This window comes from Streptomyces sp. WAC04114, assembly GCF_019733245.1.
Lineage (GTDB): Bacteria > Actinomycetota > Actinomycetes > Streptomycetales > Streptomycetaceae > Streptomyces > Streptomyces massasporeus_A.
Genome location: NZ_JAIGQA010000050.1, coordinates 18,938 through 42,655, shown reverse-complemented (window position 1 = coordinate 42,655; position 23,718 = coordinate 18,938). Strand labels below are relative to the sequence as shown.

Below are 23,718 nucleotides of genomic sequence, written 5' to 3'. Positions count from 1 at the left end.
GCCCGCCCCAGCCCAGCACCGCCTCCGACAGGGCGACACCGAGGTCGTGGTTGAACTGGTCGAGCTGGTCGGCGGCGGCGCCGCAGTGCCCGCAGCCCTCGATGTGCGCGCGTAGATCCGGGTCGATGTCGAGACCCCCGCGCCGGTACGTCACGTCGAGCAGGCGCAGATAGCGCCGGCACTCCTCGTCGGGGGCGAGTTCGCGGTGCAGCTGGAGGGACTCCTCGCGCAGCCGGTCCCGGGCCCGGCCCAGTTCGACGCGCGCGCCCTCCTCGTCCAGGCCGAGCAACGCGGCCGGGGAGACGAGCGGTTCGGCCTCGACCTCGACGTGCCACAGCAGACAGCGCGCGGACTGGGGCAGCCGCTGGAAGGCCCCGGACAGCAGGCGCCGGCGCGGCGAGGGCAGCAGCCGGGAGGCGGGCCGGTCCCCGTCGCCGGTCCCGGCGAGCAGGTCCGGGTGGAGCGTGTCGCACCGGTGGTCGCCGGCCCACTCGGCCGCGATGCGCCGCACGGTGAGGAGCAGGTGGGGCCGCCACGCGGAGGTCGGGCCGTTCTGCCGGAGCGTTTCGCCGAAGAGGCGGGTGAAAGCCGCAGTCGTGAGCATTCCCGCGGAGCGCGGGCCGTCGGTGCACAGCCGGGCGTAGGCGAAGGCCGCCTCCCAGTGCCGGTCCAGCAGTTCGCCGACGGGGTGAAGTGCAGGCGTCGCCCCGGTCCACTTCCTGAGCTCCGCGCTCAGTTGCTCGTCCGTCGCACCGAACCCGCGGGCCGAGGCCGGGGAATTCGACGGGCCTGCGTCTTTCAAGGCTGCATTCCTCTCAAGGACATACGGAATAAGGTCCGTACCAAGGGGTATGCCGGCCCGGCGGCCTCGCGCATACGAAAGAACGGCGTGTTGTGGACACGCCGACAGGGCACACCTTTGCACAGCTCAGCGACAGGGAACAAGTGATCCTGCGGTTTCAGGCATTGTGCTCCCGGCCAGCGCCTTTTGACAAAATGTCAACCAGGTGAGCGAAAGGCATTTCCATACCGCCCGCCCCCTTTAGCTGCCCGCATTCGACTCCCTGCGGCACCGGCCCGGAACCATTGAGTCACCGCCCGAACAGCAGCTCACGCCGTCGTCCGCCTTCTCCGCGTCGGCCTTTCCCGCCCGGCCGCGGAACCAATGGCGCCACTCAGCCGGACACGCCGCCGTGCGTCGTGCGGTACGCCCCGGGCGGCTCCCCGTAGCGCTGGCGAAAGGCGCGGTTGAAGTGGAACGGGCTGACGAATCCCGAGGCGGCGGCGACGCGCTCCACGGGCAGGTCGGTGCTCTCCAGCAGCCGGGCGGCATGGCGCAGCCGCGCCTCGCGCAGGGCGCGCATGGGCGACTGGCCCAGCTGACGGCTGAACAGATGGGCGAAGCGCGACGGTGACAGCGCGACGCCCTCGGCGAGCGAGCGAACGGTGTGCGGGGCTCCCGGGTCGGCGTCGATCAGCTCCCGGGCACGGCGGATCCGTGCGTCGAGGCCGGGCCGGGGCGCCGTGGGCCGGGCGCCGGCGGTGGTGAGGAGGACGACCTCCTCCAGTGCGCACAGGGCCAGTTCGCGGGCCGCGCTGCCGTGCGCCGCGGCGACCTGCGAGTTCCGTGGTGATGCGTCGGGCGGGGCCTCGGTGCCGGTCCAGCGGGCGTCGGCGTGCATCCGCCGGAACGCCGTCCCGACGCGGCCGTGCACCCCGGCGGGGGCGGAGGTGACCGCGTACATCCCGTCGCCAGTGCCGTACGGCCGCAACCACGTGGCCCAGGACGGGCGGGCCTGGCAGTGCACCCACCAGAACTGCCAGTGCCGGGCGCCGGGCTCGACGGCGTAGCCGTGCGGGACGCCGGGGGCCAGCACGACGAGGTCGCCCGCGCCGGCCGTGGTCCGCGCACCGCCTTGCCACAACCGGCCCCGGCCCGCGGTGGTCCAGGTGAAGAGCCAGCTCGCGGATCCGTGCGGCCGGTTGACGCCGTAGCCGGGCGGCTGGTCGAAGTGACCGAGCACCACCAGCCCGGGGGGCGGGGCGGGATCCCCGCCGTCCCCAGTGTTCCCCGCGCTCCCCGCGTTCCCGGTGTTCCCGGTGTTCCCGGTGTTCTCGCCGCGCCTGCTGTCCGGGTGCGCAGCAGTGTGGGGCAATCCGTCAGCATGCACGGGCATCCTCCTCGACCGTCGGGCGGCCTAGCGTTTCCTACCGAGAACACCTGACCGAGGAGTGCGTTCATGACAGTCACGGGCAACGGCGCCGTCGGCGCTTCCATGCTGGACCCCGCCGGGCTCCGGCGGTACCGGGAGGGGTTCGAGGAGGAAGGTTTCACAGTGGTGCGCGGGCTCTTCGGGTCCGACGAGATCGATCGGCTGTGCGGCGAGTTCACGGCGCTGCGGGCGGCCGGTCCGGTGCCCGGGCACTTCGAGCCGCGCGCCGGGGCCGGGCCGGGCACCGACCCGCTGCACGTCTGGCCGCGGGTGATGCATCCGCACGAGATCAACGGCCTCGCACGCGAGGTCCTGCTGGACCCCCGGCTGCGGACGGTGCTGGAGGCCCTCCTCGTGGAGGAGGTGCTGGCCGCGCAGAGCATGTTCTACTTCAAGCCGCCCGGGGCCCGGGGGCAGGCGCTGCACCAGGACAACTTCTACCTGCGCGTGGAGCCGGGCACGTGTGTGGCCGCGTGGGTGGCCTGCGACCTGATCGACCGGGTGAACGGCGGACTGGAGGTCGTGCCGGGCACGCACCGCATGGACGTGTTCTGCCCGGAGCCGGCCGACTCGGACGTGTCCTTCGCCCGGGAGTACGTTCCGCCGCCGCCGGGCCTTGCGCCGGTGCCGGTGGACATGGCGCCGGGGGACGTCCTGTTCTTCAACGGGAGCCTGGTGCACGGTTCGCAGCCGAACCGGGCGGCCGAGCGGTTCCGCCGGTCGTTCATCGGGCACTACGTGGGGCGGTCGGCGGAGCGGATCGGGCGCTTCTACCGGACGCTGGCGATGAGCGGGGCGCGGGTGGAACTGGCGGAGAGCGAGGGGGCGGGCCCCTGCGGAACGGAGTTCGAACCGCAGGGCCCGCACTGAGCCTCGAGTGATCCGGTCAGTGCCCGGCGATGGGGTGGGGACCGTACGGGCGCTGCAGTTCCTCCAGTTCCTTGTCGCTCAGCTCGATCTCCACGGCGGCCACCGCGTCCTCAAGGTGCCCGGGCCTGGACGCGCCGACGATCGGGGCGGTCACCGTGGGCTGGTGGAGCAGCCAGGCGAGGGCGATCCGCGCGCGGGGGACGCCCCGCTCCCCGGCGATGCGGGTGACCGCCTCGACGATGGTGCGGTCGCCCTCCTGGTACAGGTTGCTGCCGAAGGTGTCGGTGGCGCTGCGCTCGGTGGTGGTGTCCCAGTCGCGGGTGAGCCGGCCGCGGGCGAGCGGGCTCCAGGGCAGGACGCCCACGCCCTGGTCCGCGCACAGGGGCAGCATCTCGCGCTCCTCCTCGCGGTAGATCAGGTTGTAGTGGTTCTGCATGGAGACGAAGCGGGTCCAGCCGTTCAGCCGCGCGGTGTACTGCATCTTGGAGAACTGCCAGGCGTACATCGAACTCGCCCCGATGTAACGGACCTTGCCCGCCTTGACGACGTCGTGCAGGGCCTCCATCGTCTCCTCGACCGGGGTGTGCGGGTCGAAACGGTGGATCTGGTAGAGGTCGACGTAGTCGGTGCCGAGGCGGGTCAGGCTCTGGTCGAGCTCGGTCATGATCGCCTTGCGGGACAGCCCGCCGCCGTTCGGGCCGGGCCGCATCCGGCCGTGCACCTTCGTCGCGAGGACGATCTCGTCGCGGCGCGCGAAGTCGCGCAGGGCCCGGCCGACAATCTCCTCGCTGGTGCCGTCGGAGTAGACGTTCGCCGTGTCGAAGAAGGTGATTCCCGCCTCGACCGCCTGCCGGATCAGCGGGCGCGAGGCCTCCTCGTCGAGGGTCCACTCGTGGGTGCCGCGGTCGGGCAGCCCGTAGGTCATGCATCCCAGACAGATCCGCGAGACGTCCAGGCCCGTCGAACCGAGCTTCACGTACTGCATCGATGCTGCTCCTGCCTTCGGAGGGTTTCCAGGGGGAGCGTACGTGTTCGATCGCACTCGAAGTCGCGGCCGACGGGGGTTCCTGACGGACCGTCACCGTCGTCGACGGCGTCCGGCCGTCAGTCGCTTCCGACCAGGTCCAGGGCCCGTACCCACCCGAACTCCGGCCGGCCGCCGTCCTGCCCCGGCTCTCCCGTGTACGGCTCGCCGAACCGCACGCCCATGCCCCGCAGCCGTTCGACGCTGTCGCGGTAGGCGGGGTGGGCGGCCAGCGCGTCGGCCACGCACGGCAGGACGGCGATCGGCACCCCGAGCCCCGCCACCTCGCACAGGGTGCCGAGGGCCAGGGTGTCGGCGATGCCGGCCGCCCATTTGTTGACGGTGTTGAAGGTGGCGGGGGCGACGATCACGGCGTCCGGTGCCGGGAAGGGACGTGGCTCGCCGGGAGTGCGCCAGGCGGAGCGGATCGGGCGGCCGGTTCGGGTCTCGACGGCGGCGGTGTCGAAGAAGCCGTTCATCGCGACGGGTGTCGCGATGACGCCCACCTCCCAGTTCCGTTCCTGCGCGGCGGTGATCAGCTTGCCGACGTCCGCGGCGACGCCGGCGGCGCAGACGACGACGTAGAGGAAGGGCGTGCGGGCGGCCTGTTCGGTCATCCGGGAAACCCTAGCGACGTGCCCGGACTCACCGGAGGGGGAAGGTGTCCGCGCGTTCCGACTCCGGCCGGGGGCCGTGGATCCGGCGCTCCTTCTCCTCGATGCGCACGTCGTTGATGCTCGCCTCGCGGCGGGCCATCAGGCCGTGCTCGTCGAACTCCCACAGTTCGTTGCCGTAGGAGCGCCACCACTGCCCGTCGGCGTCCCGGGACTCGTACTGGAAGCGGACGGCGATGCGGTTGCCGTCGAAGGCCCACAGGTCCTTGCGCAGCGCGTACTCCCGCTCGCGCTCCCACTTGCGGGTCAGGAACTCGGCGATCTCGGTGCGTCCGGTGACGAAGGTGCCGCGGTTGCGCCAGACGGAGTCGGGCGAGTAGGCGAGGGAGACCTTGTGCGGGTCGCGGGTGTTCCAGGCGTCCTCGGCGGCCTGGACCTTCTGTGCGGCGGTCTCTCGGGTGAAGGGCGGCAGGGGCGGGCGGTCGGTCATGAATTCTCCCTGACAGCAGGGGAGAACGAGCGTTCTCCGCGTGGCTGCTACCGTAGGAGAACGCTCGTTCTCGCGTCAAGGAGGGTCGTACATGGACAGCGCGCTGGCCCGGGAGCGGGCGCTGGACGCCGCCGAGGAGCTGTTCTACGGGCGGGGGGTGCAGTCCGTCGGCATGGACGACGTCCGCGGCACCTCCGGGGTCTCGCTGAAGCGGCTCTACCAGTTGTTCCCGGCGAAGGAGCTGCTGGTGGAGGCATATCTGGAGCGGCGCGACGCACGCTGGCGCGGGCAGCTGGCCGAGTACGCCGAGCGCCGGGTCGGGCCGGAGGAGCGGATCCTGGCCGTGTTCGACTGGCTCGGGACGTGGTTCGCCGAGCCGGGCTTCCGCGGCTGCGCGTGGCTCAACGCCTACGGCGAGCTGGGCGCCACCTCCGAGCGCGTGGCCGGCCAGGTACGCGCGCACAAGCGGGCGTTCCGGGAGTACCTCGGGGCGCTCGTGGCGGCGGCGGGACGGCCCGACGCGCTGGCCGGACAGCTGTTCCTGCTGGCCGAGGGTGCCATGGTCACAGCGGGCGTCACCAGGAGCGCCGAGCCCGCGGCCGAGGCGCGCGAGGCGGCCCGGCGGCTCCTGGAGGCAGGGTGAGGTCCCGGGTCAGCCAACCGTCTCGGACACGCTGATGGCGCCGACCGGGCAGGCGCGGGCCGCTTCCCGCAGCAGCGGGCTGCCGCTGTCCTTCGCGCCGGGCAGCAGGGTGCTGTAGCCGTCGTCGTCCTGGGTGAAGACGTCCGACGCGGTCAGGGCGCACTGGCCGGCGCCGATGCAGACGTCCAGGTCGATGTCGATGTGCATGGGCGGAAGCCTCTTACCAGGTCACGGGGAGTTCCAGCATCCCCTGGATGGTGTCGCCGGGCTTGAAGGGGATCTCCTCGGCCGGGGCGGCCAGGCGCAGGGTGGGCAGCCGGTCGAAGAGGCTGTGCAGGGCGATCTCCAGCTCGGCGCGGGCGAGGTTCTGGCCGAGGCACTGGTGGATGCCGAAGCCGAACGCGACGTGGTGCCGGGCCGGGCGGCTCCAGTCGAGGGTGTCCGGCTCGGGGTAAACCGTCTCGTCGCGGTTGATGACGGAGGTCGCGAAGACCACCCCCTCGCCCTCGCGGATCGTCGTCCCGGCCACCTCGATGTCCTCGACGGCGAGGCGCAGCATGCCGTCGGCGATCGAGAGCATCCGCATCAGCTCCTCGACGGCCCCCGGCAGCAGCCGCGGGTCCGCGCGCAGCTCGGCGAGCCGCTCGGGGTGCTGGAGCAGGGTGAAGGTGCCGAGCGAGATCATGTTGGCGGTCGTCTCGTGGCCTGCGACCAGCAGGATGAGGGCCATGGCGATCAGGCCCTCGCGGTCGAGGTCGCCCTCGCGCAGCTGCCGGTGGACGAGGTCGTCGAGGAGGCCGGTGCCGGGGTCCTGCTGCTTGCGGTCGATCAGCTCGCCGAAGTACGTCTCCAACCGGTCGCGGGCGTCGAGCACATCGGCGGTCTCGGGGCCGCGCAGCAGCCGTCGCGACTGGGCCTCGAAGAAGTCGTGGTCGGAGTACGGGACGCCCAGCAGGGCGCAGATCACCATGGACGGCACGGGCAGCGCGAAGGCGCTCACCAGGTCGGCGACCGGGCCGGCGGCGATCATCGCGTCGAGCCGTTCGTCCACGATCTGCTGGATCCGTGGCCGGAGTTCGACGGCCCGCTTGAGAGTGAAGTCCCCGACGACCATCCGCCGCTGGGCACGGTGCTCGGGGTCGTCGACACCGAGCAGGGCCGTTCTGCGGTTGCGGATCCCCGCGAAGCGTTTGTTGGGGGCGGGGAAGCCGGGCCGGTCGCGATTGGACGACAGGCGCGGGTCGGCCAGCAGCGCGCGAGCGGTGGCGTGCCCGCTCACGAGCCACGCCTCGCGTCCGTCGAAGAGGGTGATGCGGGTCAGGGGGCGTTCGGTGCGCAGCGCGTCGTAGGCGGCGGGCGGGTGGTAGGGGCAGGTCCGGCTCTGAGGGAAGGCGACGGGTGCGGTCGTGTCCGTCATGAAGACCTCGCAGACGAGTAGTGCGTCGTACCGATCGTCATTAGATGCCCAAGGCACCTATAGGGCGACGCGAAGTTCGGCCAGATCGCCGGTGGCGGCAACATGGCCGGGGAACGCCGCCTGCCCGTTCGAACGCCCGGGGCAGGGGCGCGAGTTGCGGGTTCACCATCCTTGCCGGGGCGCGGGTGCGGCGGCGCCGATTCGAAAACCGGTTGTCGACGCGGCCGGGCGGGCCTCAGGATCCGGCCATGCCTACGTTCATCGCTCTCCTGCCGTTGCCCGCCGCCGCCGCTGCCGCGGGCCGACAGCAGCAGTCCGGCCGCCGGGGAGGACCGACGCCACCGCGGTCATGACGGCCGCGCTCGTCGCCGGGCTGCTCGCCGGGTACGGCATCGCCGTCCCCGTGGGTGCCGTCGGGACCTACCTCGTCTCCCTCACCGCCCGCACCACTGTGCGCACCGGTGTCTGCGCCGCGCTCGGCGTCGCCACCGCCGACGGGCTCTACGCCCTCGCGGCCACCCTCGGGGGCACCGCTCTGGCGTCCGTACTGCGACCGGTGCTCGGGCCGCTGCGCTGGGTGTGCGTGCTGGTGCTGCTGGCCCTGGCGGCGCGAGGCGCCGTCACCGCACTGCGGGAGTACCGCGACCACCGGCTCGCGACCCGTACGGCCCCCGCTCCCCCAGGCCCCGCCCGGGCCTATCTGGGTCTGCTGGGCATCACCCTGCTGAACCCCACCACCGTCGTCTACTTCGCGGCCCTCGTGCTCGGTTCCCAGGCCACCGGCCCGGCCGGGCCGGTGGAGCAGGGCGTGTTCGTGCTGGCCGCGTTCGCCGCCTCCGCGAGCTGGCAGGTGCTGCTGGCCGGGAGCGGTGCCCTGCTGGGCCGTGCACTGACCGGCCACCGGGGGCGGCTGGCGACGGCACTGGTCGCGAGCGGCGTGATGACGGCTCTGGCCGTGCGGATGGCGCCGGGGTGAGGGGCGTTTTACGGCCTGATCCGGCCCGGTACGGATGATTCCCGGGGGCACGAGTGTTCATGACGGGTGGCGATCAGCCGCGGACGCGACGATGGGACGGATGCCATGCCTCTCGAAGGCGAGTACGAACCCAGCCCGACACAGTGGGTGCGCAAGCAGGTCGAGCTGTACGAGAGCTCCGGCGGCACGGAGGGGACGACGCTCCAGGGCTCGAAGATGCCGGTCGTCATCCTCACCTCACGCGGGGCGCGGAGCGGGAAGCTGCGCAAGACGCCGGTGATGCGGGTGGAGCACGAGGGGCGCTACGCCGCGGTGGCTTCCCTCGGCGGGTCGCCCAAGCATCCCGTCTGGTACTTCAACCTCCTGGCCGATCCGCACGTGGAACTCCAGGACGGGCCGGTGAAGCAGGACATGACCGCCCGTGAGGTCACGGGCGAGGAGAAGGCGGCCTGGTGGGAGCGGGCCGTCGCGGCCTACCCGGCCTACGCCGACTACCAGAAGAAGACGGACCGGGAGATTCCGGTGTTCGTCCTGGAGCCGACCCAGGCCGGCTGAGTACGGGACCGGCTGCCCGGTGCGGGCAGCCGGCGGAAAGATTCTTGCTCCCCGGGTGTGTGAACCCGCGCCGAGGGGGCACGCGAGGTTCAGGCCCCGCCGCGTTCCCCCGTCGCGGCGGGGCTCTCTGCTGCCTCGCGGGCGAACCGGTCCGTCACGTCGAGGAATATCTGGTCCGCCTCGGGCACGGTCCGCGCGATGGACCGCTTGATCCGGACGGCGACCTCCTCGACGCGCTCACTGTCCAGGCCGGGCACGAGGTCCACGCGGGCGGCCACGAGGGCCGTGTCCAGTCCGGTCTTCATCGTGAACAGCGCCTCGACACTGTCGATCTCCGGCTGGGCCCGCAGCAGCGACTCGATCCGCCCGCTCGACTCCGGGTCCGCGGCCTCGCCGATCAGCTGGTCGCGGGCGTCACGGCCCAGCCGGAAGGCCACGTAGACCAGCAGCGCGCCGATCGCGAGCGAGGCGGACGCCTCCCACACCACCTGGCCGGTGACCATGTGCAGCGCCATGCCGACGATGGCGAGGGTGACGCCGAGCACCGCGGTGCCGTCCTCGGCGACGACCGTGCGCAGGGCCGGGTCGCGCATGCCGGCACCGGCGCCGCCCTGCTTGCGCACCTGGTAGAGCGCCCGCAGCAGCGAACCGCCCTCCGCGAGGAGGGCGATCCCGAGGACGATCAGGCCGGCCACATAGCCGCCGAGTTCCTCCTCCGCACCGCTCGCCAGGGCCTCGAAGCCCTGGAAGAAGGAGAAACAGCCGCCCATGACGAAGATCCCGACGGCCGCGAGGAGCGACCAGAAGAACCGCTCCTTGCCGTAGCCGAAGGGATGACGCCGGTCGGCGGGGCGGCGGCTGCGGCGCAGTGCCGCGAGCAGAAACACCTCGTTCAGGCTGTCGGCCACCGAGTGGGCCGCCTCGGACAGCAAGGCGGGCGACCCCGCCGCCAGGCCGCCGACGGCCTTGGCCACCGCGATCACCAGATTGGCCGCGAGCGCCACCAGCACGGTGACGCGAGTCCTGCGATCACTTCCTTCATCAGTCACCCACGCCGATTGCCCCGGTCGGCGGTGCTCACACCGTGCCGTCGGCGGAAAACGGGGAACGCGTTCACCAGGGTCCACGTACGGCAAGGAGGTCACACCCATGAGCCGCGACGACGGCGACGACGGCAACACCGGCTACGGAAGGAGGAGGTTCAAACGGTCCAAGGCGCATTTCGCGGACCGCATCACCGCGGACGGCCGGGACGGCTGGCCGGTCGAGGCCGGCCGCTACCGTCTGGTCGTCAGCCGCGCCTGCCCGTGGGCGAGCCGGTCGCTGGTCTCACGGCGGCTGCTCGGCCTGGAGGACGCCCTGTCCCTGGCCGTCGCCGACCCGATCCAGGACGACCGCAGCTGGCGCTTCACCCTCGACGAGGACGGCCGGGACCCGGTCCTCGGCATCCGCTATCTCAGCGAGGCCTACGACCGGCGCGAGAGCGACTACCCCGGCGGGGTCAGTGTGCCGGCGATCGTGGACGTGCCCAGCGGCCGGCTGGTGACCAACGACTACCAGCAGCTCACCCTCGACCTCGCGACCGAGTGGACGGCCCTGCACCGGGACGGCGCGCCCGACCTGTACCCGGACAAGCTGCGCGACGAGATCGACGAGGTGATGGCGGGCGTCTACGAGGACGTCAACAACGGCGTCTACAAGGCAGGTTTCGCCACCGGGCAGGAGGAGTACGAGGCCGCCTGTGCCGGGGTGTTCCGCCGGCTGGAACTGCTCGCGGACCGCCTGGAGCGGCAGCGGTACCTCGTCGGCGACACGATCACCGAGGCGGACATCCGGCTGTTCACCACGCTGGTGCGCTTCGACGCGGTCTACCACGGTCACTTCAAGTGCAACCGCTGGAAACTGGCGGAGCACGAGGTGCTGTGGGCGTACGCCCGCGACCTCTACCAGACACCCGGGTTCGGCGACACCGTCGACTTCGACCACATCAAGCGCCACTACTACCAGGTGCACACGGGCATCAACCCGACCCGCGTCGTGCCGCTCGGCCCGGACCTGTCCGGCTGGCTGGCCCCGCACCACCGCGAGGAGCTGGGCGGCCGCCCGTTCGGTGACGGCACACCGCCCGGGCCGGTCCGCGCCGAGGAGCGGATCCCGGCGGCGCACACCCCCTGACCCCCTTCAACCCCCTACAGCTACCAAGGAGTTCCCGTGGCAAAGAAGAAGAAGATGTCCCTCGCGTACCAGCCCCTCGGGTTCGTGCTCGGCTGGTCGGGCGGCTGGCTGGCCGGGCTCGCCTTCCGCAAGACGTGGATGGCGATCCGGCACGAGGAGGACGCGCCCGACGCGCTGGACAAGGACCGCGGCTGGGGCGAAGTGCTGCTGGCCGCGGCGATCCAGGGCGCCATCTTCGCGGTGGTGCGCAGCGCCGTGGACCGTGCGGGCGCCAAGGCGATCGAGCGTTCGACCGGAACCTGGCCGGTCGGTGAGAAGGGCGGCCGGGACTGACACCGGCGCGGCCCCGCCCGGCACCGTACCGGGCGGGGCCGCGCCGTGCGCCCGGCCATTCCTCCGGATCGTCTTCGTGGGGGCGGGACTCGGGACGCAGGGCGACGGCCAGGGCCTGCCGGCGCCGGGCGCTCGCCGGGCTCAGCCCTGCTTGGGTGCCGTCGGGGCGGTGCGGCGCAAGGTGAAGGAGTGGCCTGCCGGGTCGGCGTAGCCGCGCTCCTCCAGGGGGCCCGAGGGTTCCTTGGCCTCCAGGGGGCGGCCGCCCAGGCCGATGACGCGGCGTTCGACCGCGTCGAGGTCGTCGACCACGAACTCCAGGTGGGCCTGGAGGGAGTTCTCGGGGCGCGGCCAGCTGGGCGGGGTCGCGTTGACGTCCCGGCGCAGTGCGATCCGGAAGCCGTCGGCGCTCTTGATCTCCACCCGGTTGGCGGTGGCGTCCGACTCCTCCCCCTCCAGCAGTTCCTTGTAGAACGCGGCGAGCTTCTCGGGCTCGGCGCAGTCGAGCACGAGGACCCCCGCTTTCACCAGTGCCATGTCTCCTCCGCAGGATTCCGGTCGCGGGGCGGTCGTGCCCCGCGGACCCGTACCTTGCGGATATCCCGGAGCGGCGGATTCAGTCGGCCTTCAACCACCGCCCGTCGCGCATGAGTTCACGCCCGTCGAGCTCGTCGGCCTCCCGCCAGGCCTGCACCCGCCGCGGCACGACACGGAAGTAGAGGTACGGCGTGGCGAGCCGGCGGGGATCGAACCCGGTCTTGGCGGCGAAGAGTTCGGCGTCCTCCTCGGCCAGCTCGCCGGGCTGGACCGTCTCGACGGTGCCCTCGACGAGGACGACGTCACGGGTCGGCCCGATGCCCACCCGGGCCCGGCCGGAGGCGGCCAGGTTCCGACCGGTGGTGCTGGAGGCGGGCGTGGCGAACAGCAGATACGAGCCGTTCCAGAGGAACGACAGCGGGACGAGGTACGGCGTCCCCGACGCGCCGTCGGCCGTGGCGACCCAGGCGTCCACGTCGTGTTCCAGGCGGTGCAGGGTGTCCTTCTTGCGCTGGTCGGCGCTGCGTACGGGTGTGGGCGTCATCGTCGGTGTGCCTCCTGAGGAGTCGTGGGACAGACCGAGTCCAGTGTGCCGCCGGGCGGCCGCGGAGGCCCGGCGGACGCGACACGCCGAGTGAGGGACGAGGGAGTATACGCAGCTCAGGAGCCTTGAGCAGTAACGGACGTCACGGTCCGGTCACGCGTAGATCAATTACGTGTTGGGCAGATTGGCTCCGCTTCAACTTTCGTGCCACGAACCCCGGTTCGAGCGGATGTGCGCTCACCCTGACCGCCCACCCGCACAGGCGGGGTGATTCGTGCTGCCGTGACCACAGCTTGAAGGGAGACCCGTGTGAAACCTCGAGTCGTAGGCGGTGGTCCGGAGATTTCCACCGACACCTTCCTCCCGGCCCGTCCGAGCGCCCGGCTCCAGTCCGCGGAGGCCGGGGACGCCCTGGCCCGCCTCTTCGCGCACCACACAAAACGGTGCACGGACGAGTTCCGCGCTTCCCAGAACGCCGCTCGGCAGCGGCTGGACACACTCGGATCCCCTCACTCCGGGACCACGTTGCATGTCGAGGGAGCCCTCCGCCTGGCGCCACGCGCCTTCCTCCCGCCCGATGAGCAGGGCTCCGCCAGGTTGCGGCGGCTCGACGCCGGCCTGCGTGTGATCGAAGCGGCCTTTCCCCAGGTCAGCACCGATATCGAGCTGTGCAGACTGACCTGCGCGATGCTGGAAGGGGCGTGGAGGAGCCGAGCACTCGCCGCGCCGCGCGAGGAGGATCAGACCGCCGAATGCGACTGCTCGCTGTGCGGTCGGCTGCCCACGCCCCCCGACCGCACACCGGCCGACTACGGTTGGCGGCAGAGCGCCGGCCGTCCCCTCACCGTCAAGACCTGGCCCTACCACCGGGAACTCGACAGCGTCCTGACCGGTGGATGGGTCCTGGCCCGGATGCTGAACGACTTCGAACGAGACCTCGGCTACCGCCACCGCTTCGAGGACGACATCCTGCTCTTCCACGAGTACAAGCGCGTGATCGACACCATAGACACCACGCACCTCACCCAGGTCATCGAAACCCGCCTGGCCGAGAATTTCAGCACCAACACCGCACGGGCCCTGGTCTGCGGCCTCTACGCGGCCCACAAACGATCGGCGGACGAGTACTGGCTCCAGCAGCACCACGCGGGCAGCGTCGTACTCCCCCAGACCAACCCGCTCAGCCAGAGCGCCTACTCCGTCCTGCAGATGATGGACTGCCTGTTCTGGCACGTCTCACCCGACACAGAGCTCTGGCAGGAGGAACACCTCGCCTCCCTGCTGTTGTGCCGCGTCGTCGACGACATGGTCGACGTACGAGCCGACGCCCTCACCGGCGAGATCAGCAACTTCTGGCTCGCCGACATGCCCTCCCACGTCAAGGTCCTCTACGCTGCCGCCGCCATCGCCCTCATCAAGTACGGCTGCATGCCCGAGGCGCATTCCCCGATGTGGAACACCTGGCTGATGCCCAGCACCATCGTGTGGCTGGGGCTCACGGGACGCCACGCCCTGTGGTTCGACGGCATCACCCAGGGACTCCCCCCGGCCGAGGGGTGCCCGTTGTGCGACCTTCAGCCCGACGCATGCACCGGTGTCCTCACCCACGGCACGACCCTCACCATCGCCCCGCGGCCCACCGCACCGACTCTGGGCACCCACGCCGCCGAGCTGTCCGCCCGCTGCCGGGCCCGGTACCCCAAGGCATGGCCCCTCTTCGACGCCGAGCTGCGTGCCTTCGAAGCACTGCACGGTCCCTGGCACGGCAGCATCGACAGCACCTGGGAGGTCCTGCGCCGCACGTACATCACCGCTGTGGAGGCGGCCGGCGCCGCACCGTCCACGGCCCGCGCTCGTGAGATCCAACAGGACTCCGGCGCAGTCGGAGCCGAGTACTTCCACACCCTGCAAGACCCTCGGACCGGGAGGGAGGACATCGCCCTGCTCGCCTACATGTTCGGCTGCGCCCACCCGCATTTCCTCTGGAGCGCCACGGGATACCGGCCCTCGGACCTCACAGGCGACTGGCTCGACGGCTGACGCCGCTGCCCGGCCGGCAGTGCCGGCCGGGCAGCGGCGTTCCGGGCCTATACGTCGAACTCGACCGGCAGGGTGTCCAGCAGGGACATCCATGTGGACGCGGTCGAGGTGAGCTCCCCCGACGGCACGGCCAGGCGCAGGCCCGGCAGACGGTGCAGCAGGACGTCCACCGCGATCTCGATGACGGCCATCCCGATGCTCTGCCCCGGGCACTCGTGCGGACCCGCACCGAACGCCAGGTGCGCCTGGTTGCCGTGCACCGAGACACCCAATTCCGGCCGGATCTCGGGGTCGAGGTTGCCCGGGGCGAGACCGATGACGAGCAGGTCGCCCTCCTTGACGTGGTGCCCGCCCAGCTCCACGTCGCCGACGGCGAAGCGCCCCGGCAGGACGGCCAGCGGCGGCGAGTCCCACATGGCCTCCTCCACCACCGCCGAGATGTTCAGCTGACCACTGATCAGGCCGGAGAGCCGGGAGTCGTCGGTCAGGACCAGCGCCAGCACCCGGGCCAGCAGGTTGGTCGTCACATGCGCGGCGATCAGCACCGCGCGCAGGTGGGAGACAACCTCGTCGTGGTCGAGCCCCGCGTGATGCTCCAGCAGGCCGGTGGCGAGGTCGGAGCCGGGTTCCGACCGCCTGCGTTCGGCGAGTTCACCGAGGATCTCCTTGATCACGCCGTCGTGCAGGACGGCGTCCTCGCCGCCCCGCATCACCTGGGCGCAGGACTCGACCAGGCGGCGTCCCTCGGCCTCGGCGAGCCCCAGCACACGCGCCACCACGACCATCGGCAGACAGTCGGCGTAGTCCGCCACCAGATCGGCGCGGCCGGAGTCCGCGAACGTGTCGATCTGCTTGTTGGCGAAGCGCATGGCGTGGCGGCGGACACCGCGGCCGGCGGCGGACTGCAGCGCGTCGTTGACGGCTCGGCGCAGTCGGCGGTGCGCCTCGCCGTCCTGGGACACGCAGTCGGGACGCCAGGCCAGCATCGGAACGAGCGGAGAGTCGTCCGCGATCCGGCCCTCCCGCAGGTCACGCCATGTCCGCGCGTCCCGGGCGAACTGGAGGGGATTCTCGAGCACTCGCCGGCTGTCCCGATAGCCCAGTACCAGCCAGGCGGGGATGTCGCCCTCCAGCAGCACCGGTGCGACCGAGCCGTGTTCCTTGCGCAGCCGCTCGTAGATGCCCCCGGGGTCGGTCGCGGCCTCCGGCCCGTACAGCCGGGTGAGGTCGCCGCCGTGATGGGCCACGGGGCAGCCGCGGCCCTGGAGGGAGTGTTCGGTCGAGTCGTTCATCGGGGCTCCAGGGCCACGGCCGAGCGTTCCTTCAGATGGTGGATCAGGGCGACGAGGACGTCCCGGCTGGAGGCCCGGTCGCGGGCGTCGAAGGCCACGACCGGGGTGTGCTCGGGGATGTCCAGGGCGTCCCTGATCTCCTCCGCGGGGTAGTTCCGGGAGTCGGGGAAGACGTTCAGCGCGACGACGAAGGGGACCTCCTGCCGCTCCATCTCCTCGATCGCCCGGAAACTGGACTCCAGACGGCGGGTGTCCACCAGGACGATCGCGCCGAGCGCACCCTTGAACAGCCCGTTCCACAGGAACCAGAACCGTTCCTGCCCGGGCGTGCCGAACAGGTACAGCACCAGACTCTCGTTGATGCCGATCTTGCCGAAGTCCAGGCTGACGGTGGTCTGCGTCTTGTCGGCGACGCCGATGAGATGGTCGACGTCGGCACTGGCCTGGGTGAGGGTCTCCTCGGTGGTGAGCGGCTTGATGTCGCTGACCGACCGGACCATGGTGGTCTTCCCGGTGCCGAACCCGCCGGCGATCATCACCTTCACCGAGCGGGTGTCCCCGGCCGAGCCTCCGGGTTGGTCAAAGCCTTTCAAGTCCACTGAGTACCTCCTCAAGGAGCGCGAGGTCGGGCCCGCGGCCGGCGTCGTGCGCCGGGATGGGGTTACGGGCTTCGACGCGACCTGCGTCCAGCAGGTCCGACAGCAGCACCGCGAGAATGTTGAAGGGGAGCCCGAGGTGAGCGCCGAGCTCGGCGACCGAGAGCGGGTCGCGGCAGCGCCGGAGGATCTCCTCGTGCTCGTGCTGCATGCCCGTCAAGGGGGCGGCACGGGAGATGACGAGGGTCGCCACGTCGAGGCTCGACGCCGAACCGCCCGGTCCGCTGCGCCCGCCGGTGAGGACGTAGTAGCGCTCGAGACCGGACGGGTCCGACGGTCTGCGGGGAGCACTCATCCAGAGTGCTCCTCCAGGCGCGGAGTGGTGCCGAGGAGCTCACCCATCCTGCGAGCCAGGTCCCTCATCTGGTGGCCGAGCAGGCCCTGGTCGAGGCCTTCCCTGGCGAGCACGCCGAGGTACGTCTCCACACCCGCGCGCACGACGAAGAGGTGCCCGCCGTCCACCTCGATCATCGCGAGGCGCAGCTGCCCGGCGTACTTGGGGAACTGCTCGGCGACCGGCTGGGCCAGGGCCTGCAGGCCGGCCACCACGGCGGCGAAGCGGTCGACGTCGTCGGGGTCTTCGGCGCCGTAGGAGGTGATGGCCTTGCCGTCGCTGGAGGCCACGAGGGCGAAGCGGATCTCCTGGATGCTCTCGACGAGATCGCGGAGCGCCCAGCTCACATCTGTTCCTTGCTGCGTCATGGGACTAGTCGCTCTCTTCGGTGCGGTGCTCGGTGTACTCGCGGCCGGCGAGGGGGTCGCGTTCGCCGGCCGCCTCGGAGGCCTCCGCCGCGTCGCGGCCGGCGGTGGCGAAGGCGGCGAGACCCGAGAAGGACGCGTCCGGCGGGACGGCGGCCACCGTGCCGCGGTCGGTCCGTTCGGCCGGTTTGGGCGCCTCCGTCTCGTTGCGCTTGCTGCGGCGCCGGGGCAGTCCGCCGGGCGTGGTCTCCCCGGACTCGGTTGGCGTGGCCCGTGATTCGGGTTCGGCAACCGTCTCGCGGACCGGTGCGGCCGCGGCGGTGCGGACCTCCGGCGCGGGCGCGGCCGGTGCGGTCGCGGCCGTCGGCAGGGGGCTGAAGTACTTGTGCGGCACCACGACCACCACGGAGGTTCCAAGCCAGGGCGAGTCCGCGAAGGTGACGCGGATGCCGTAGCGGCGGGCGAGGGCTCCGACGACACGCAGGCCGATGTTGGCGTCCTCGGTGATGCCGCCGAGGCCCGCGCCGGGCGCGGTGCCCGCGAGGGCGTGCTCGGCCTCGCGCTTCTTCTCCTCGCTCAGGCCCTTGCCGGAGTCCTGGATCTCGATGCCGACGCCGTTGGGGACCTCCTTGCCGGAGATGAGCACCGGCTCGGTGGGCGGCGAGTAGCGGGCCGCGTTGTCCAGGAGGTGGGCCAGGATCAGCGTGAGGTGGTCGACGAGGCCGCCGTCGACGCCGAGTTCGGGCAGGTGGCGCACCTGGATCCGGTGGAAGTCCTTGATCCGGCCGATGCCGCCGCGCACCACGCTCAGCAGCCGCTGCGGTTCCTGCCACTGTCGGCCGGGCCGGTCGGAGCCGCCGAGCACACCGATGCTCGCGGCCAGCGAGTCGGCGGGGCCGAGCTCCTGGTCGAGCTCCATCAGGCCCCGGGCGACGGCCGGCAGCCGGCCGTGCTCGCCCTGCATCTCGTGCAGCCGGCCGCGGAGCTTGCTGGTCAGGACGTGGATGCGGTTGCCGATGCTGATCACGGCCTGCTCGGCGGAGGTGGAGCGGTCGAACTCCGCCTCGAGACCGATCAGGGAGGTGCGCAGCAGCTTGCGCAGTTCGGTCTGGAGTTCCGAGCTGACCTTGGCGCACTGGTTGACCGTGGGCAGCAGGTCGTCGATGGCGTCGCCGGAGCGCAGCTTCTCCATCGCGTCGGGCAGCTGCTCGTCGGCGAGCCGGGCGACCGCGGCGAGCTGGTGGGAGAGCTGCTCCTGCCAGACCGCGGCCTGGTCGGCGAGCTGGGCCTCGTACGACGTGGCCTGCTCGGTCAGCCGTTCCTCATAGGCCCGGGACCGCTCGGCGAGCTGCGACTCGTACGTCGCGGTCCGGTCGGCGAGCTGCGACTCGTAGGCGGCGCTCTGGTCGGCCAGGCGCCGCTCGTAGGTCGCGTTCTGCTCGTTGAGCTGGGATTCCAGGCCGGCGCGATCGGCGGCGAACTTGCGTTCAAGTCCCGCCACATGCTGCTGCCACTGCTGGTTGTGCTCGGCCTGCGTGGTGCGGAAGGAGCCCTCCGCGCGGTGCAGTTGGGCCCGGGTGCGCAGCAGCAGGCGTACGCACACGGCGCCGGCAGCCGTCGCCGCTATGCCGGCGACGGCCACGGTTATTCGCTCCGAGCTCATGAACGTGGCGGCAACGGTCCCGCCTCCCAAGCCCAGCGGCATCAACCACCAGCTGTACCAGGCGACAGGGGCCCGCGCCGCCGGTGGCGGAGTGGCGAGTTCCATCTGCATCCTTCGAAGCAACACGAACGAACAGGGGGGGGTGGACCGCACTCATGAGTACGCACTGCGGGTCGACTGGACGCGATCGCGTCAACTCGCAGCGCCGATCGGAACCTTATCGGGTTTGGACCCCAAAGGATCAACCGCGGCCACCTGCTGGACGTGAGGGTTCCGTCACGCTCCGAAAGAAGGGAACAGGTCGACAAATGGCTTTGCCGTCAGGGAACTTGATTGTGCGTCAGAGCGCATGACGCCTCGCGCACCGTGCCGTGCGCCGGGGCCGCTGAGGTCAGCGGGCGGTCTGGAACGTGCGGCGGTAGGCCTGCGGAGAGACGCCGATCGCCGCGTTCAGGTGCTGGCGCAGGGACGCGCCCGTCGCGAAGCCGACCCGGCCGGCGATCTGGTCCACCGTCAGATCACTGGTTTCGAGCAGATGCCGGGCCCGGACCACGCGCTGCTGGATCAGCCAGCGGCCGGGGCTGAGGCCCACCTCGTCGTGGAAGCGGCGGGCGAAGGTGCGCTGGCTCATCCGGGCGTGGCCGGAGAGATCGGCGAGGGTGAGCGGTTCGTCGAGGCGTTCCAGGGCCCAGGCGCGGGTGGCGGCGGTGCTCGCGGCGCCCTGCTCGGGAACGGGCTGCTCGATGTACTGGGCCTGTCCGCCGTCCCGGAAGGGCGGGACGACGCAGCGGCGAGCGACGCTGTTGGCCAGCCGGCTGCCGTGGTCCTTGCGGACGAGGTGCAGGCAGATGTCCACGCCGGAGGCGGCCCCGGCGGAGGTGAGGAACGGGTGGTCGTCGACGAACAGCACGTCCGGGTCGAGATCGACGCGCGGGAACATGCGCCGGAACCGGTCGGCGACCTGCCAGTGAGTGGTCGCCCGGCGCCCGTCGAGGAGGCCGGCGGCGGCGAGGACGAAGGCGCCGGTGCAGATCGAGACGATGCGGGTGCCGGGGCGGATGAGCGCGAGCGCGGCGAGGACGTCGTCGGACACCTCGTCGGCCAGGTGGGAGGGCGCCACGGGCGCGATCACCACCGTGCCTGCCGTCGCCAGGGCTTCGGGGCCGTGCTCCACGGTCACGCCGAAGTCCGCATTGGTACGCACCGGACGGCCGTCGACCGAGCAGGTGATGACCTCGTAGCGGCCGTCGGCCGCGCCGAGGATCCGGCTGGGGATGCCCAACTCGAAGGGGTACACCCCGTCCAGGGCCAGAACCACCACTCGCTCACGTCGCATGGCACGATCCTATCGAAGGTTGGCAATCTTGCCATTGGCGGGGTGCGTGCGGACCGGCAGGCTGGTTGACCATGAGCCCACAGAACACGATGCGAGCCATCAGCCAGGACGTCCTCGGCGGTCCCGAGGTCTTGAAGGAAGTGCGGATCGAACGCCCGGCACCGAAGCCGAACCAGGTGCTGGTCCGGATGCGCGCCGCCGGGGTCAACCCGACCGACTGGAAGCACCGCGCGACCGGCGGGTTCCTGGGCGAGCCGCCCTTCGTCCTGGGCTGGGACGTCTCCGGGGTGGTGGAGGCGGTCGGCATCGGCGTCGTGGCCTTCGCGCCCGGTGACGAGGTGTTCGGCATGCTGCCCTACCCGTACGGGCACGGCTCGCACGCCGAGTACGTCATCGCGCCCGTCCGCGCCCTGACCCGGAAACCGGCCGGGGTCGACCACACCCAGGCCGGCGCGCTGCCACTGGTCTCGCTCACCGCCTGGCAGGCGCTGACCGAGCACGCGGACCTCCAGCCGGGGCAGCGGGTGCTGATCCACGCCGCGGCCGGCGGCGTGGGGCATGTGGCGGTGCAGATCGCCAAGGCCCGCGGCGCGTACGTGATCGGCACGGCGAGCGCGGGCAAGCACGAGTTCCTGCGCTCGATCGGCGTCGACGAGACGATCGACTACCGCGAGAGGGACGTCACCGAGGCCGTGAAGGACGTCGACGTCGTGCTGGACACGATCGGCGGCGACAACTCCCTGCACTCACTGCGCGTGCTGCGTCCCGGCGGTGTCCTGGTGTCGATCCTCCCCGTCGGCTCGGACGACCTCTACGAGGAGGCCGAGCGGCTCGGTGTACGGGCCCTGCGGATGCTGGTGGACGCCGACCGCAGCGGCATGGAGGCGATCGCGGACCTGGTGGAGACGGGCAAGCTGCGCGCCACGATCGCCGGCACCTTCCCCCTGGCCGAGGCCGCCGAGGCACACGCCCTCGGCGACACGGGCCGCACGACGGGGAAGCTGGTGCTGCTGAACGACTGAGCCGGCACCGCGGCGGGCGGTTTCAGAACGTCAGGACCGGCTTGATCGTCTTGCCGGACTTCATGTCCTGGACCGCCCGGTCGATGTCCTCGAAGGGATAGGTGCCGATCAGGCGGTGCAGGGGAAGCCGGCCGTGCTTCACCAGGTGGACCAGGGCCGGGATCATGGTCCGGGTCTCGCTGTCGCCGAGGGTGAGGCCGACGATCCGCTTGCCGCCGAGGAGGCCGTTGACGTCCAGGGCGACCTCGGTGCCGAAGGGCGGGGCGCCGACGACGACCAGGGTGCCGCGGGCGGCGAGCGCGTCGACGCCCTGGCGCAGAACCCCGACGTGGCCCGTGGTCTCCACGACACCGTCCGCGCCCTGGCCGCCCGTGATGCCGGTGAGGGCCTCGGCCAGATCGTCCCGGCTCGTGTCGACGGTGTGCGTGGCGCCCAGTTCCGACGCCAGACGGAGGCGTTCGGCGACCCGGTCGACGGCGACGATCCGCGTGGCCGGGGTGAGCGCCGCCGCCATCACCGCCGACAGGCCGACCGCACCGGCGCCGAGCACGACGACCGAGCCTCCGGTCTGAGGCTTCAGGACGTTCCACACGGCCCCGACTCCGGTCTGCACGCCGCAGCCCAGCGGGGCGATCGACTCAAGCGGCACGTCGGGGTCGACCCTGACCAGGCTGCGCTCGTCGGCCAACGCCCGCTCCGCGAACGAGGATTGGCCGAAGAAGTGGCCGCCCAGCGTCTCGCCGCCCCGGCTGATGGTGTGCGACCCGTCGGGCCGGCTGCCGCCGACCAGGTTCAGCGGCAGCCAGGTGGCGCAGTACGCGGGATGCCCGCCTCGGCAGTTGCGGCAGTCGCCGCAGGAGGTGAAGGAGAGCAGGACGTGGTCGCCCGGCGCGACGCCGGTGACGGCGGGGCCGACGGCCTCGACGACGCCCGCGCCCTCGTGGCCGAGCACCCCGGGCAGCGGGAAGGGCAGTCCGCCGCTCGCCACCCCCAGGTCGGTGTGGCACAGGCCGGTGGCGACCATGCGGACCAGCGCCTCGTGGGGGCCGGGTTCGTCGAGGACGACGTCGGAGAGGGTGAAGGGCGCGCCGCCGGACTCGACGACCGCGGCACGGGTGGTGGTGGGCATCGCAAGAGCTCCTTGACGGTGTCTCAGTCGAGCGAGACGACGACGGACTTGACCTTGGTGTAACCGGCGAGGGCCTCGGGCCCGTACTCGCGGCCGTGGCCGGAGTCCTTCACCCCGCCGAAGGGCACCGCGGGGTCGAGCATCGCCCAGTCGTTGATCCAGACGATGCCGGCCTGGAGCCGGCCCGCGACCCGGTGGGCGCGGGCGAGGTGGCTGGTCTGCACGCCCGAGGCCAGGCCGTACGGCGTGGAGTTGGCGAGGGCGACGGCCTCGTCCTCGTCGTCGAAGGGCTGCACGGTGAGGACCGGCCCGAAGATCTCCTCCTGGATCACCCGGGAGTCGTTCGCCAGGTCGGCGATGACCGTTGGCTTGTAGTAGTAGCCGCCGTCGAGGTCGAGCCGCTCGCCGCCGCAGACGACGCGGGCGCCCTCCATGCGGGCCAGGGCGACGTACTCCTCGACCTTCTTCAGGTGCTTCTCGGCGGCCATCGGGCCGATGACCGTGGCGGGGTCACGGGGGTCGCCGACCGGCACACCGGGCACCGCCTCGGCGAGGATCCCGAGCAGGGTCGGGTACACCGAGCGGGCCACCAGCAGACGCGGGCCGCCCATGCAGAACTGGCCGGTGTTGAAGACGAATCCCTTGATGACCGCGCCGACCGCCTTCTCCAGGTCGGCGTCCTCGAAGACGATGTGGGCGGCGTTCCCGCCGAGTTCCATGGTGACGGGCTTCAGCGCCCCTCCGGCGACGCTCGCCACGTGCCGGCCGATCGCTGTGGAGCCGGTGAAGGCGACCTTGTCGACACCCCGGTGCCGCAGCAGCGCCTCCCCCGCCACCGGGCCGGTGCCGGTCACGACGTTGACGACGCCGTCGGGGACGCCGGCCTCCTGGAGCAGCCGGGCCATGTACAGGGCGCTGAGCGGTGTCTCGTCGGCCGGCTTGTGGACGACCGTGTTCCCGGCCGCCAGCGCCGGGGCGAGCTTCGAACCGGCCAGGATCAGGGGGAAGTTGAACGGGGTGATCGCGGCGACCACGCCCAGGGGCTCGCGCTTGGTGTAGGCGAGGGCGTTGATGGGGAGGTCCCGCAGCGCGCCGTCCTGGCTCTGGGCGAGATGGGCGTAGTACTCGTAGTCGTTGGCCGCGTTGGTGACGTCGACCGCGCCGCACAGGGTGATCGGCTTGCCGACGTCGAGGCTCTCCAGGGCGGCGAGTTCGTCGGCGTTCTCCCGGATCAGCTGGGCGACGCGCCCCAGCACCCGGCCGCGCTCGCGGCCGCTCAGGCCGGACCACGCGCCGTCGTCGAAGGCCTCGCGAGCGGCGTGTACGACCGCGTCGACGTCGGCGGGGCCGGCTTCGGCGACGGTGGTGACGATCGTGCCCCGGGAGGGGTCGATCACCTCGGTGCGCGCCCCGTCGGCGGCCTCGCGCCATCGGCCCGCGATGAACAGGTGCCCGGGTGTGCTCTCGAAGGTGGTCATCGCCACTCCTCAGCG

The 23,718-nt window shown here is 71.7% G+C and carries 26 protein-coding genes; 8 read left to right on the top strand and 18 right to left on the bottom strand.

Annotated elements, in window-relative coordinates; all coding sequences use genetic code 11:
- Both K4G64_RS16110 and K4G64_RS16105 read right to left on the bottom strand, forming a co-directional pair.
- On the bottom strand, positions 1–802 hold an 802-nt coding region (locus tag K4G64_RS16110), incomplete at its 3' end, for an RNA polymerase sigma factor (protein WP_374206413.1).
- Between the two features lie 373 nt (positions 803–1,175).
- Complete coding sequence (locus tag K4G64_RS16105) at positions 1,176–2,027, bottom strand: helix-turn-helix domain-containing protein (RefSeq protein ID WP_308122393.1); 852 nt, start codon at positions 2,025–2,027, stop codon at positions 1,176–1,178.
- 213 nt (positions 2,028–2,240) lie between these two features.
- Here K4G64_RS16105 and K4G64_RS16100 point away from each other — a divergent pair, with 213 nt between their 5' ends.
- A complete protein-coding gene (locus K4G64_RS16100) occupies positions 2,241–3,083 on the top strand; it encodes a phytanoyl-CoA dioxygenase family protein (protein WP_221756724.1) in 843 nt (280 codons plus the stop codon).
- A 16-nt stretch (positions 3,084–3,099) separates the two neighbouring features.
- Here K4G64_RS16100 and K4G64_RS16095 read toward each other — a convergent pair whose 3' ends face one another.
- The 3 genes from K4G64_RS16095 to K4G64_RS16085 all read right to left on the bottom strand — a co-directional run bounded on the left by K4G64_RS16095 (position 3,100) and on the right by K4G64_RS16085 (position 5,211).
- A complete protein-coding gene (locus K4G64_RS16095; RefSeq protein WP_221756723.1) occupies positions 3,100–4,068 on the bottom strand; it encodes an aldo/keto reductase in 969 nt (322 codons plus the stop codon).
- Between the two features lie 119 nt (positions 4,069–4,187).
- Positions 4,188–4,724: a flavoprotein gene (locus K4G64_RS16090; RefSeq protein WP_221756722.1), complete on the bottom strand. Its 537-nt coding sequence runs from the start codon at positions 4,722–4,724 to the stop codon at positions 4,188–4,190.
- A gap of 28 nt (positions 4,725–4,752) precedes the next feature.
- Positions 4,753–5,211, bottom strand: coding sequence for a nuclear transport factor 2 family protein (locus tag K4G64_RS16085; RefSeq protein WP_221756721.1), 459 nt, complete (start codon positions 5,209–5,211; stop codon positions 4,753–4,755).
- A gap of 91 nt (positions 5,212–5,302) precedes the next feature.
- On the opposite strand from K4G64_RS16085, the gene K4G64_RS16080 reads away from it, so the two are divergent.
- The gene (locus tag K4G64_RS16080; protein WP_221756720.1) at positions 5,303–5,854 is read left to right on the top strand and encodes a TetR/AcrR family transcriptional regulator; all 552 of its coding nucleotides are present in this window, start codon (positions 5,303–5,305) and stop codon (positions 5,852–5,854) included.
- Positions 5,855–5,863: 9 nt separating this feature from the next.
- Here the strand turns inward: K4G64_RS16080 and K4G64_RS16075 are convergent, their stop codons facing one another.
- Both K4G64_RS16075 and K4G64_RS16070 read right to left on the bottom strand, forming a co-directional pair.
- On the bottom strand, positions 5,864–6,061 hold the full coding sequence (locus K4G64_RS16075) for a ferredoxin (protein WP_221756719.1): 198 nt from the start codon (positions 6,059–6,061) through the stop codon (positions 5,864–5,866).
- Between the two features lie 13 nt (positions 6,062–6,074).
- On the bottom strand, positions 6,075–7,271 hold the full coding sequence (locus K4G64_RS16070; RefSeq protein WP_221756718.1) for a cytochrome P450: 1,197 nt from the start codon (positions 7,269–7,271) through the stop codon (positions 6,075–6,077).
- Between the two features lie 349 nt (positions 7,272–7,620).
- On the opposite strand from K4G64_RS16070, the gene K4G64_RS16065 reads away from it, so the two are divergent.
- On the top strand, positions 7,621–8,247 hold the full coding sequence (locus K4G64_RS16065; RefSeq protein ID WP_221756717.1) for a LysE/ArgO family amino acid transporter: 627 nt from the start codon (positions 7,621–7,623) through the stop codon (positions 8,245–8,247).
- Between the two features lie 105 nt (positions 8,248–8,352).
- Positions 8,353–8,802, top strand: coding sequence for a nitroreductase family deazaflavin-dependent oxidoreductase (locus K4G64_RS16060; RefSeq protein WP_221756716.1), 450 nt, complete (start codon positions 8,353–8,355; stop codon positions 8,800–8,802).
- 89 nt (positions 8,803–8,891) lie between these two features.
- On the opposite strand, the gene K4G64_RS16055 is transcribed toward K4G64_RS16060, so the two are convergent.
- Complete coding sequence (locus tag K4G64_RS16055) at positions 8,892–9,812, bottom strand: cation diffusion facilitator family transporter (protein WP_221756729.1); 921 nt, start codon at positions 9,810–9,812, stop codon at positions 8,892–8,894.
- A gap of 139 nt (positions 9,813–9,951) precedes the next feature.
- Between K4G64_RS16055 and K4G64_RS16050 the strand changes: the two genes are divergently transcribed.
- Positions 9,952–10,977 (top strand): glutathione S-transferase family protein, encoded by a 1,026-nt coding sequence (locus K4G64_RS16050; protein ID WP_221756715.1) that lies wholly within the window; start codon positions 9,952–9,954, stop codon positions 10,975–10,977.
- Positions 10,978–11,013: 36 nt separating this feature from the next.
- Positions 11,014–11,310: a DUF4235 domain-containing protein gene (locus K4G64_RS16045; RefSeq protein ID WP_031108703.1), complete on the top strand. Its 297-nt coding sequence runs from the start codon at positions 11,014–11,016 to the stop codon at positions 11,308–11,310.
- A gap of 141 nt (positions 11,311–11,451) precedes the next feature.
- Here K4G64_RS16045 and K4G64_RS16040 read toward each other — a convergent pair whose 3' ends face one another.
- The gene (locus K4G64_RS16040) at positions 11,452–11,844 is read right to left on the bottom strand and encodes a VOC family protein (protein ID WP_031110999.1); all 393 of its coding nucleotides are present in this window, start codon (positions 11,842–11,844) and stop codon (positions 11,452–11,454) included.
- 79 nt (positions 11,845–11,923) lie between these two features.
- Positions 11,924–12,388, bottom strand: a complete 465-nt coding sequence (locus K4G64_RS16035; protein WP_221756714.1) for a pyridoxamine 5'-phosphate oxidase family protein — start codon at positions 12,386–12,388, stop codon at positions 11,924–11,926.
- Between the two features lie 309 nt (positions 12,389–12,697).
- Between K4G64_RS16035 and K4G64_RS16030 the strand changes: the two genes are divergently transcribed.
- Positions 12,698–14,428: a hypothetical protein gene (locus tag K4G64_RS16030; protein ID WP_308122390.1), complete on the top strand. Its 1,731-nt coding sequence runs from the start codon at positions 12,698–12,700 to the stop codon at positions 14,426–14,428.
- Positions 14,429–14,475: 47 nt separating this feature from the next.
- Here the strand turns inward: K4G64_RS16030 and K4G64_RS16025 are convergent, their stop codons facing one another.
- The 6 genes from K4G64_RS16025 to K4G64_RS16000 all read right to left on the bottom strand — a co-directional run bounded on the left by K4G64_RS16025 (position 14,476) and on the right by K4G64_RS16000 (position 20,074).
- On the bottom strand, positions 14,476–15,720 hold the full coding sequence (locus K4G64_RS16025) for a cytochrome P450 (protein WP_221756713.1): 1,245 nt from the start codon (positions 15,718–15,720) through the stop codon (positions 14,476–14,478).
- Positions 15,717–16,319: an ATP/GTP-binding protein gene (locus tag K4G64_RS16020; RefSeq protein ID WP_175436364.1), complete on the bottom strand. Its 603-nt coding sequence runs from the start codon at positions 16,317–16,319 to the stop codon at positions 15,717–15,719. The genes K4G64_RS16025 and K4G64_RS16020 overlap by 4 nt, the downstream gene beginning before the upstream one ends.
- Positions 16,300–16,671, bottom strand: coding sequence for a DUF742 domain-containing protein (locus K4G64_RS16015; protein WP_221756712.1), 372 nt, complete (start codon positions 16,669–16,671; stop codon positions 16,300–16,302). Before K4G64_RS16015 ends, K4G64_RS16020 begins: the two co-directional genes overlap by 20 nt.
- Positions 16,668–17,078 (bottom strand): roadblock/LC7 domain-containing protein, encoded by a 411-nt coding sequence (locus tag K4G64_RS16010; protein ID WP_003994857.1) that lies wholly within the window; start codon positions 17,076–17,078, stop codon positions 16,668–16,670. Before K4G64_RS16010 ends, K4G64_RS16015 begins: the two co-directional genes overlap by 4 nt.
- A 4-nt stretch (positions 17,079–17,082) precedes the next feature.
- A complete protein-coding gene (locus tag K4G64_RS16005) occupies positions 17,083–18,843 on the bottom strand; it encodes an ATP-binding protein (protein ID WP_221756711.1) in 1,761 nt (586 codons plus the stop codon).
- A 286-nt stretch (positions 18,844–19,129) separates the two neighbouring features.
- Positions 19,130–20,074, bottom strand: a complete 945-nt coding sequence (locus tag K4G64_RS16000) for a GlxA family transcriptional regulator (protein WP_221756710.1) — start codon at positions 20,072–20,074, stop codon at positions 19,130–19,132.
- A gap of 71 nt (positions 20,075–20,145) precedes the next feature.
- Between K4G64_RS16000 and K4G64_RS15995 the strand changes: the two genes are divergently transcribed.
- A complete protein-coding gene (locus K4G64_RS15995) occupies positions 20,146–21,096 on the top strand; it encodes an NADP-dependent oxidoreductase (protein ID WP_221756709.1) in 951 nt (316 codons plus the stop codon).
- A 22-nt stretch (positions 21,097–21,118) separates the two neighbouring features.
- Here K4G64_RS15995 and K4G64_RS15990 read toward each other — a convergent pair whose 3' ends face one another.
- Together K4G64_RS15990 and K4G64_RS15985 are read right to left on the bottom strand one after the other, a co-directional pair.
- Positions 21,119–22,225 (bottom strand): NAD(P)-dependent alcohol dehydrogenase, encoded by a 1,107-nt coding sequence (locus tag K4G64_RS15990; protein ID WP_221756708.1) that lies wholly within the window; start codon positions 22,223–22,225, stop codon positions 21,119–21,121.
- Positions 22,226–22,248: 23 nt separating this feature from the next.
- Positions 22,249–23,703 (bottom strand): aldehyde dehydrogenase, encoded by a 1,455-nt coding sequence (locus tag K4G64_RS15985; protein ID WP_221756707.1) that lies wholly within the window; start codon positions 23,701–23,703, stop codon positions 22,249–22,251.
- Positions 23,704–23,718: the final 15 nt, after the last annotated feature.

What these genes read in the sequence shown, in the direction of transcription:
- K4G64_RS16025 (WP_221756713.1), bottom strand. Translation starts at nt 15,720, where the DNA reads ATGAACGACTCGACCGAACACTCCCTCCAGGGCCGCGGCTGCCCCGTG.
- K4G64_RS16050 (WP_221756715.1), top strand. Translation starts at nt 9,952, where the DNA reads ATGAGCCGCGACGACGGCGACGACGGCAACACCGGCTACGGAAGGAGG.
- K4G64_RS16080 (WP_221756720.1), top strand. Translation starts at nt 5,303, where the DNA reads ATGGACAGCGCGCTGGCCCGGGAGCGGGCGCTGGACGCCGCCGAGGAG.
- K4G64_RS16005 (WP_221756711.1), bottom strand. Translation starts at nt 18,843, where the DNA reads ATGGAACTCGCCACTCCGCCACCGGCGGCGCGGGCCCCTGTCGCCTGG.
- K4G64_RS16065 (WP_221756717.1), top strand. Translation starts at nt 7,621, where the DNA reads ATGACGGCCGCGCTCGTCGCCGGGCTGCTCGCCGGGTACGGCATCGCC.
- K4G64_RS15985 (WP_221756707.1), bottom strand. Translation starts at nt 23,703, where the DNA reads ATGACCACCTTCGAGAGCACACCCGGGCACCTGTTCATCGCGGGCCGA.
- K4G64_RS16060 (WP_221756716.1), top strand. Translation starts at nt 8,353, where the DNA reads ATGCCTCTCGAAGGCGAGTACGAACCCAGCCCGACACAGTGGGTGCGC.
- K4G64_RS15990 (WP_221756708.1), bottom strand. Translation starts at nt 22,225, where the DNA reads ATGCCCACCACCACCCGTGCCGCGGTCGTCGAGTCCGGCGGCGCGCCC.
- K4G64_RS16000 (WP_221756710.1), bottom strand. Translation starts at nt 20,074, where the DNA reads ATGCGACGTGAGCGAGTGGTGGTTCTGGCCCTGGACGGGGTGTACCCC.
- K4G64_RS16070 (WP_221756718.1), bottom strand. Translation starts at nt 7,271, where the DNA reads ATGACGGACACGACCGCACCCGTCGCCTTCCCTCAGAGCCGGACCTGC.
- K4G64_RS16100 (WP_221756724.1), top strand. Translation starts at nt 2,241, where the DNA reads ATGACAGTCACGGGCAACGGCGCCGTCGGCGCTTCCATGCTGGACCCC.
- K4G64_RS16075 (WP_221756719.1), bottom strand. Translation starts at nt 6,061, where the DNA reads ATGCACATCGACATCGACCTGGACGTCTGCATCGGCGCCGGCCAGTGC.
- K4G64_RS16095 (WP_221756723.1), bottom strand. Translation starts at nt 4,068, where the DNA reads ATGCAGTACGTGAAGCTCGGTTCGACGGGCCTGGACGTCTCGCGGATC.
- K4G64_RS16090 (WP_221756722.1), bottom strand. Translation starts at nt 4,724, where the DNA reads ATGACCGAACAGGCCGCCCGCACGCCCTTCCTCTACGTCGTCGTCTGC.
- K4G64_RS16035 (WP_221756714.1), bottom strand. Translation starts at nt 12,388, where the DNA reads ATGACGCCCACACCCGTACGCAGCGCCGACCAGCGCAAGAAGGACACC.
- K4G64_RS16085 (WP_221756721.1), bottom strand. Translation starts at nt 5,211, where the DNA reads ATGACCGACCGCCCGCCCCTGCCGCCCTTCACCCGAGAGACCGCCGCA.
- K4G64_RS16015 (WP_221756712.1), bottom strand. Translation starts at nt 16,671, where the DNA reads ATGAGTGCTCCCCGCAGACCGTCGGACCCGTCCGGTCTCGAGCGCTAC.
- K4G64_RS16010 (WP_003994857.1), bottom strand. Translation starts at nt 17,078, where the DNA reads ATGACGCAGCAAGGAACAGATGTGAGCTGGGCGCTCCGCGATCTCGTC.
- K4G64_RS15995 (WP_221756709.1), top strand. Translation starts at nt 20,146, where the DNA reads ATGAGCCCACAGAACACGATGCGAGCCATCAGCCAGGACGTCCTCGGC.
- K4G64_RS16040 (WP_031110999.1), bottom strand. Translation starts at nt 11,844, where the DNA reads ATGGCACTGGTGAAAGCGGGGGTCCTCGTGCTCGACTGCGCCGAGCCC.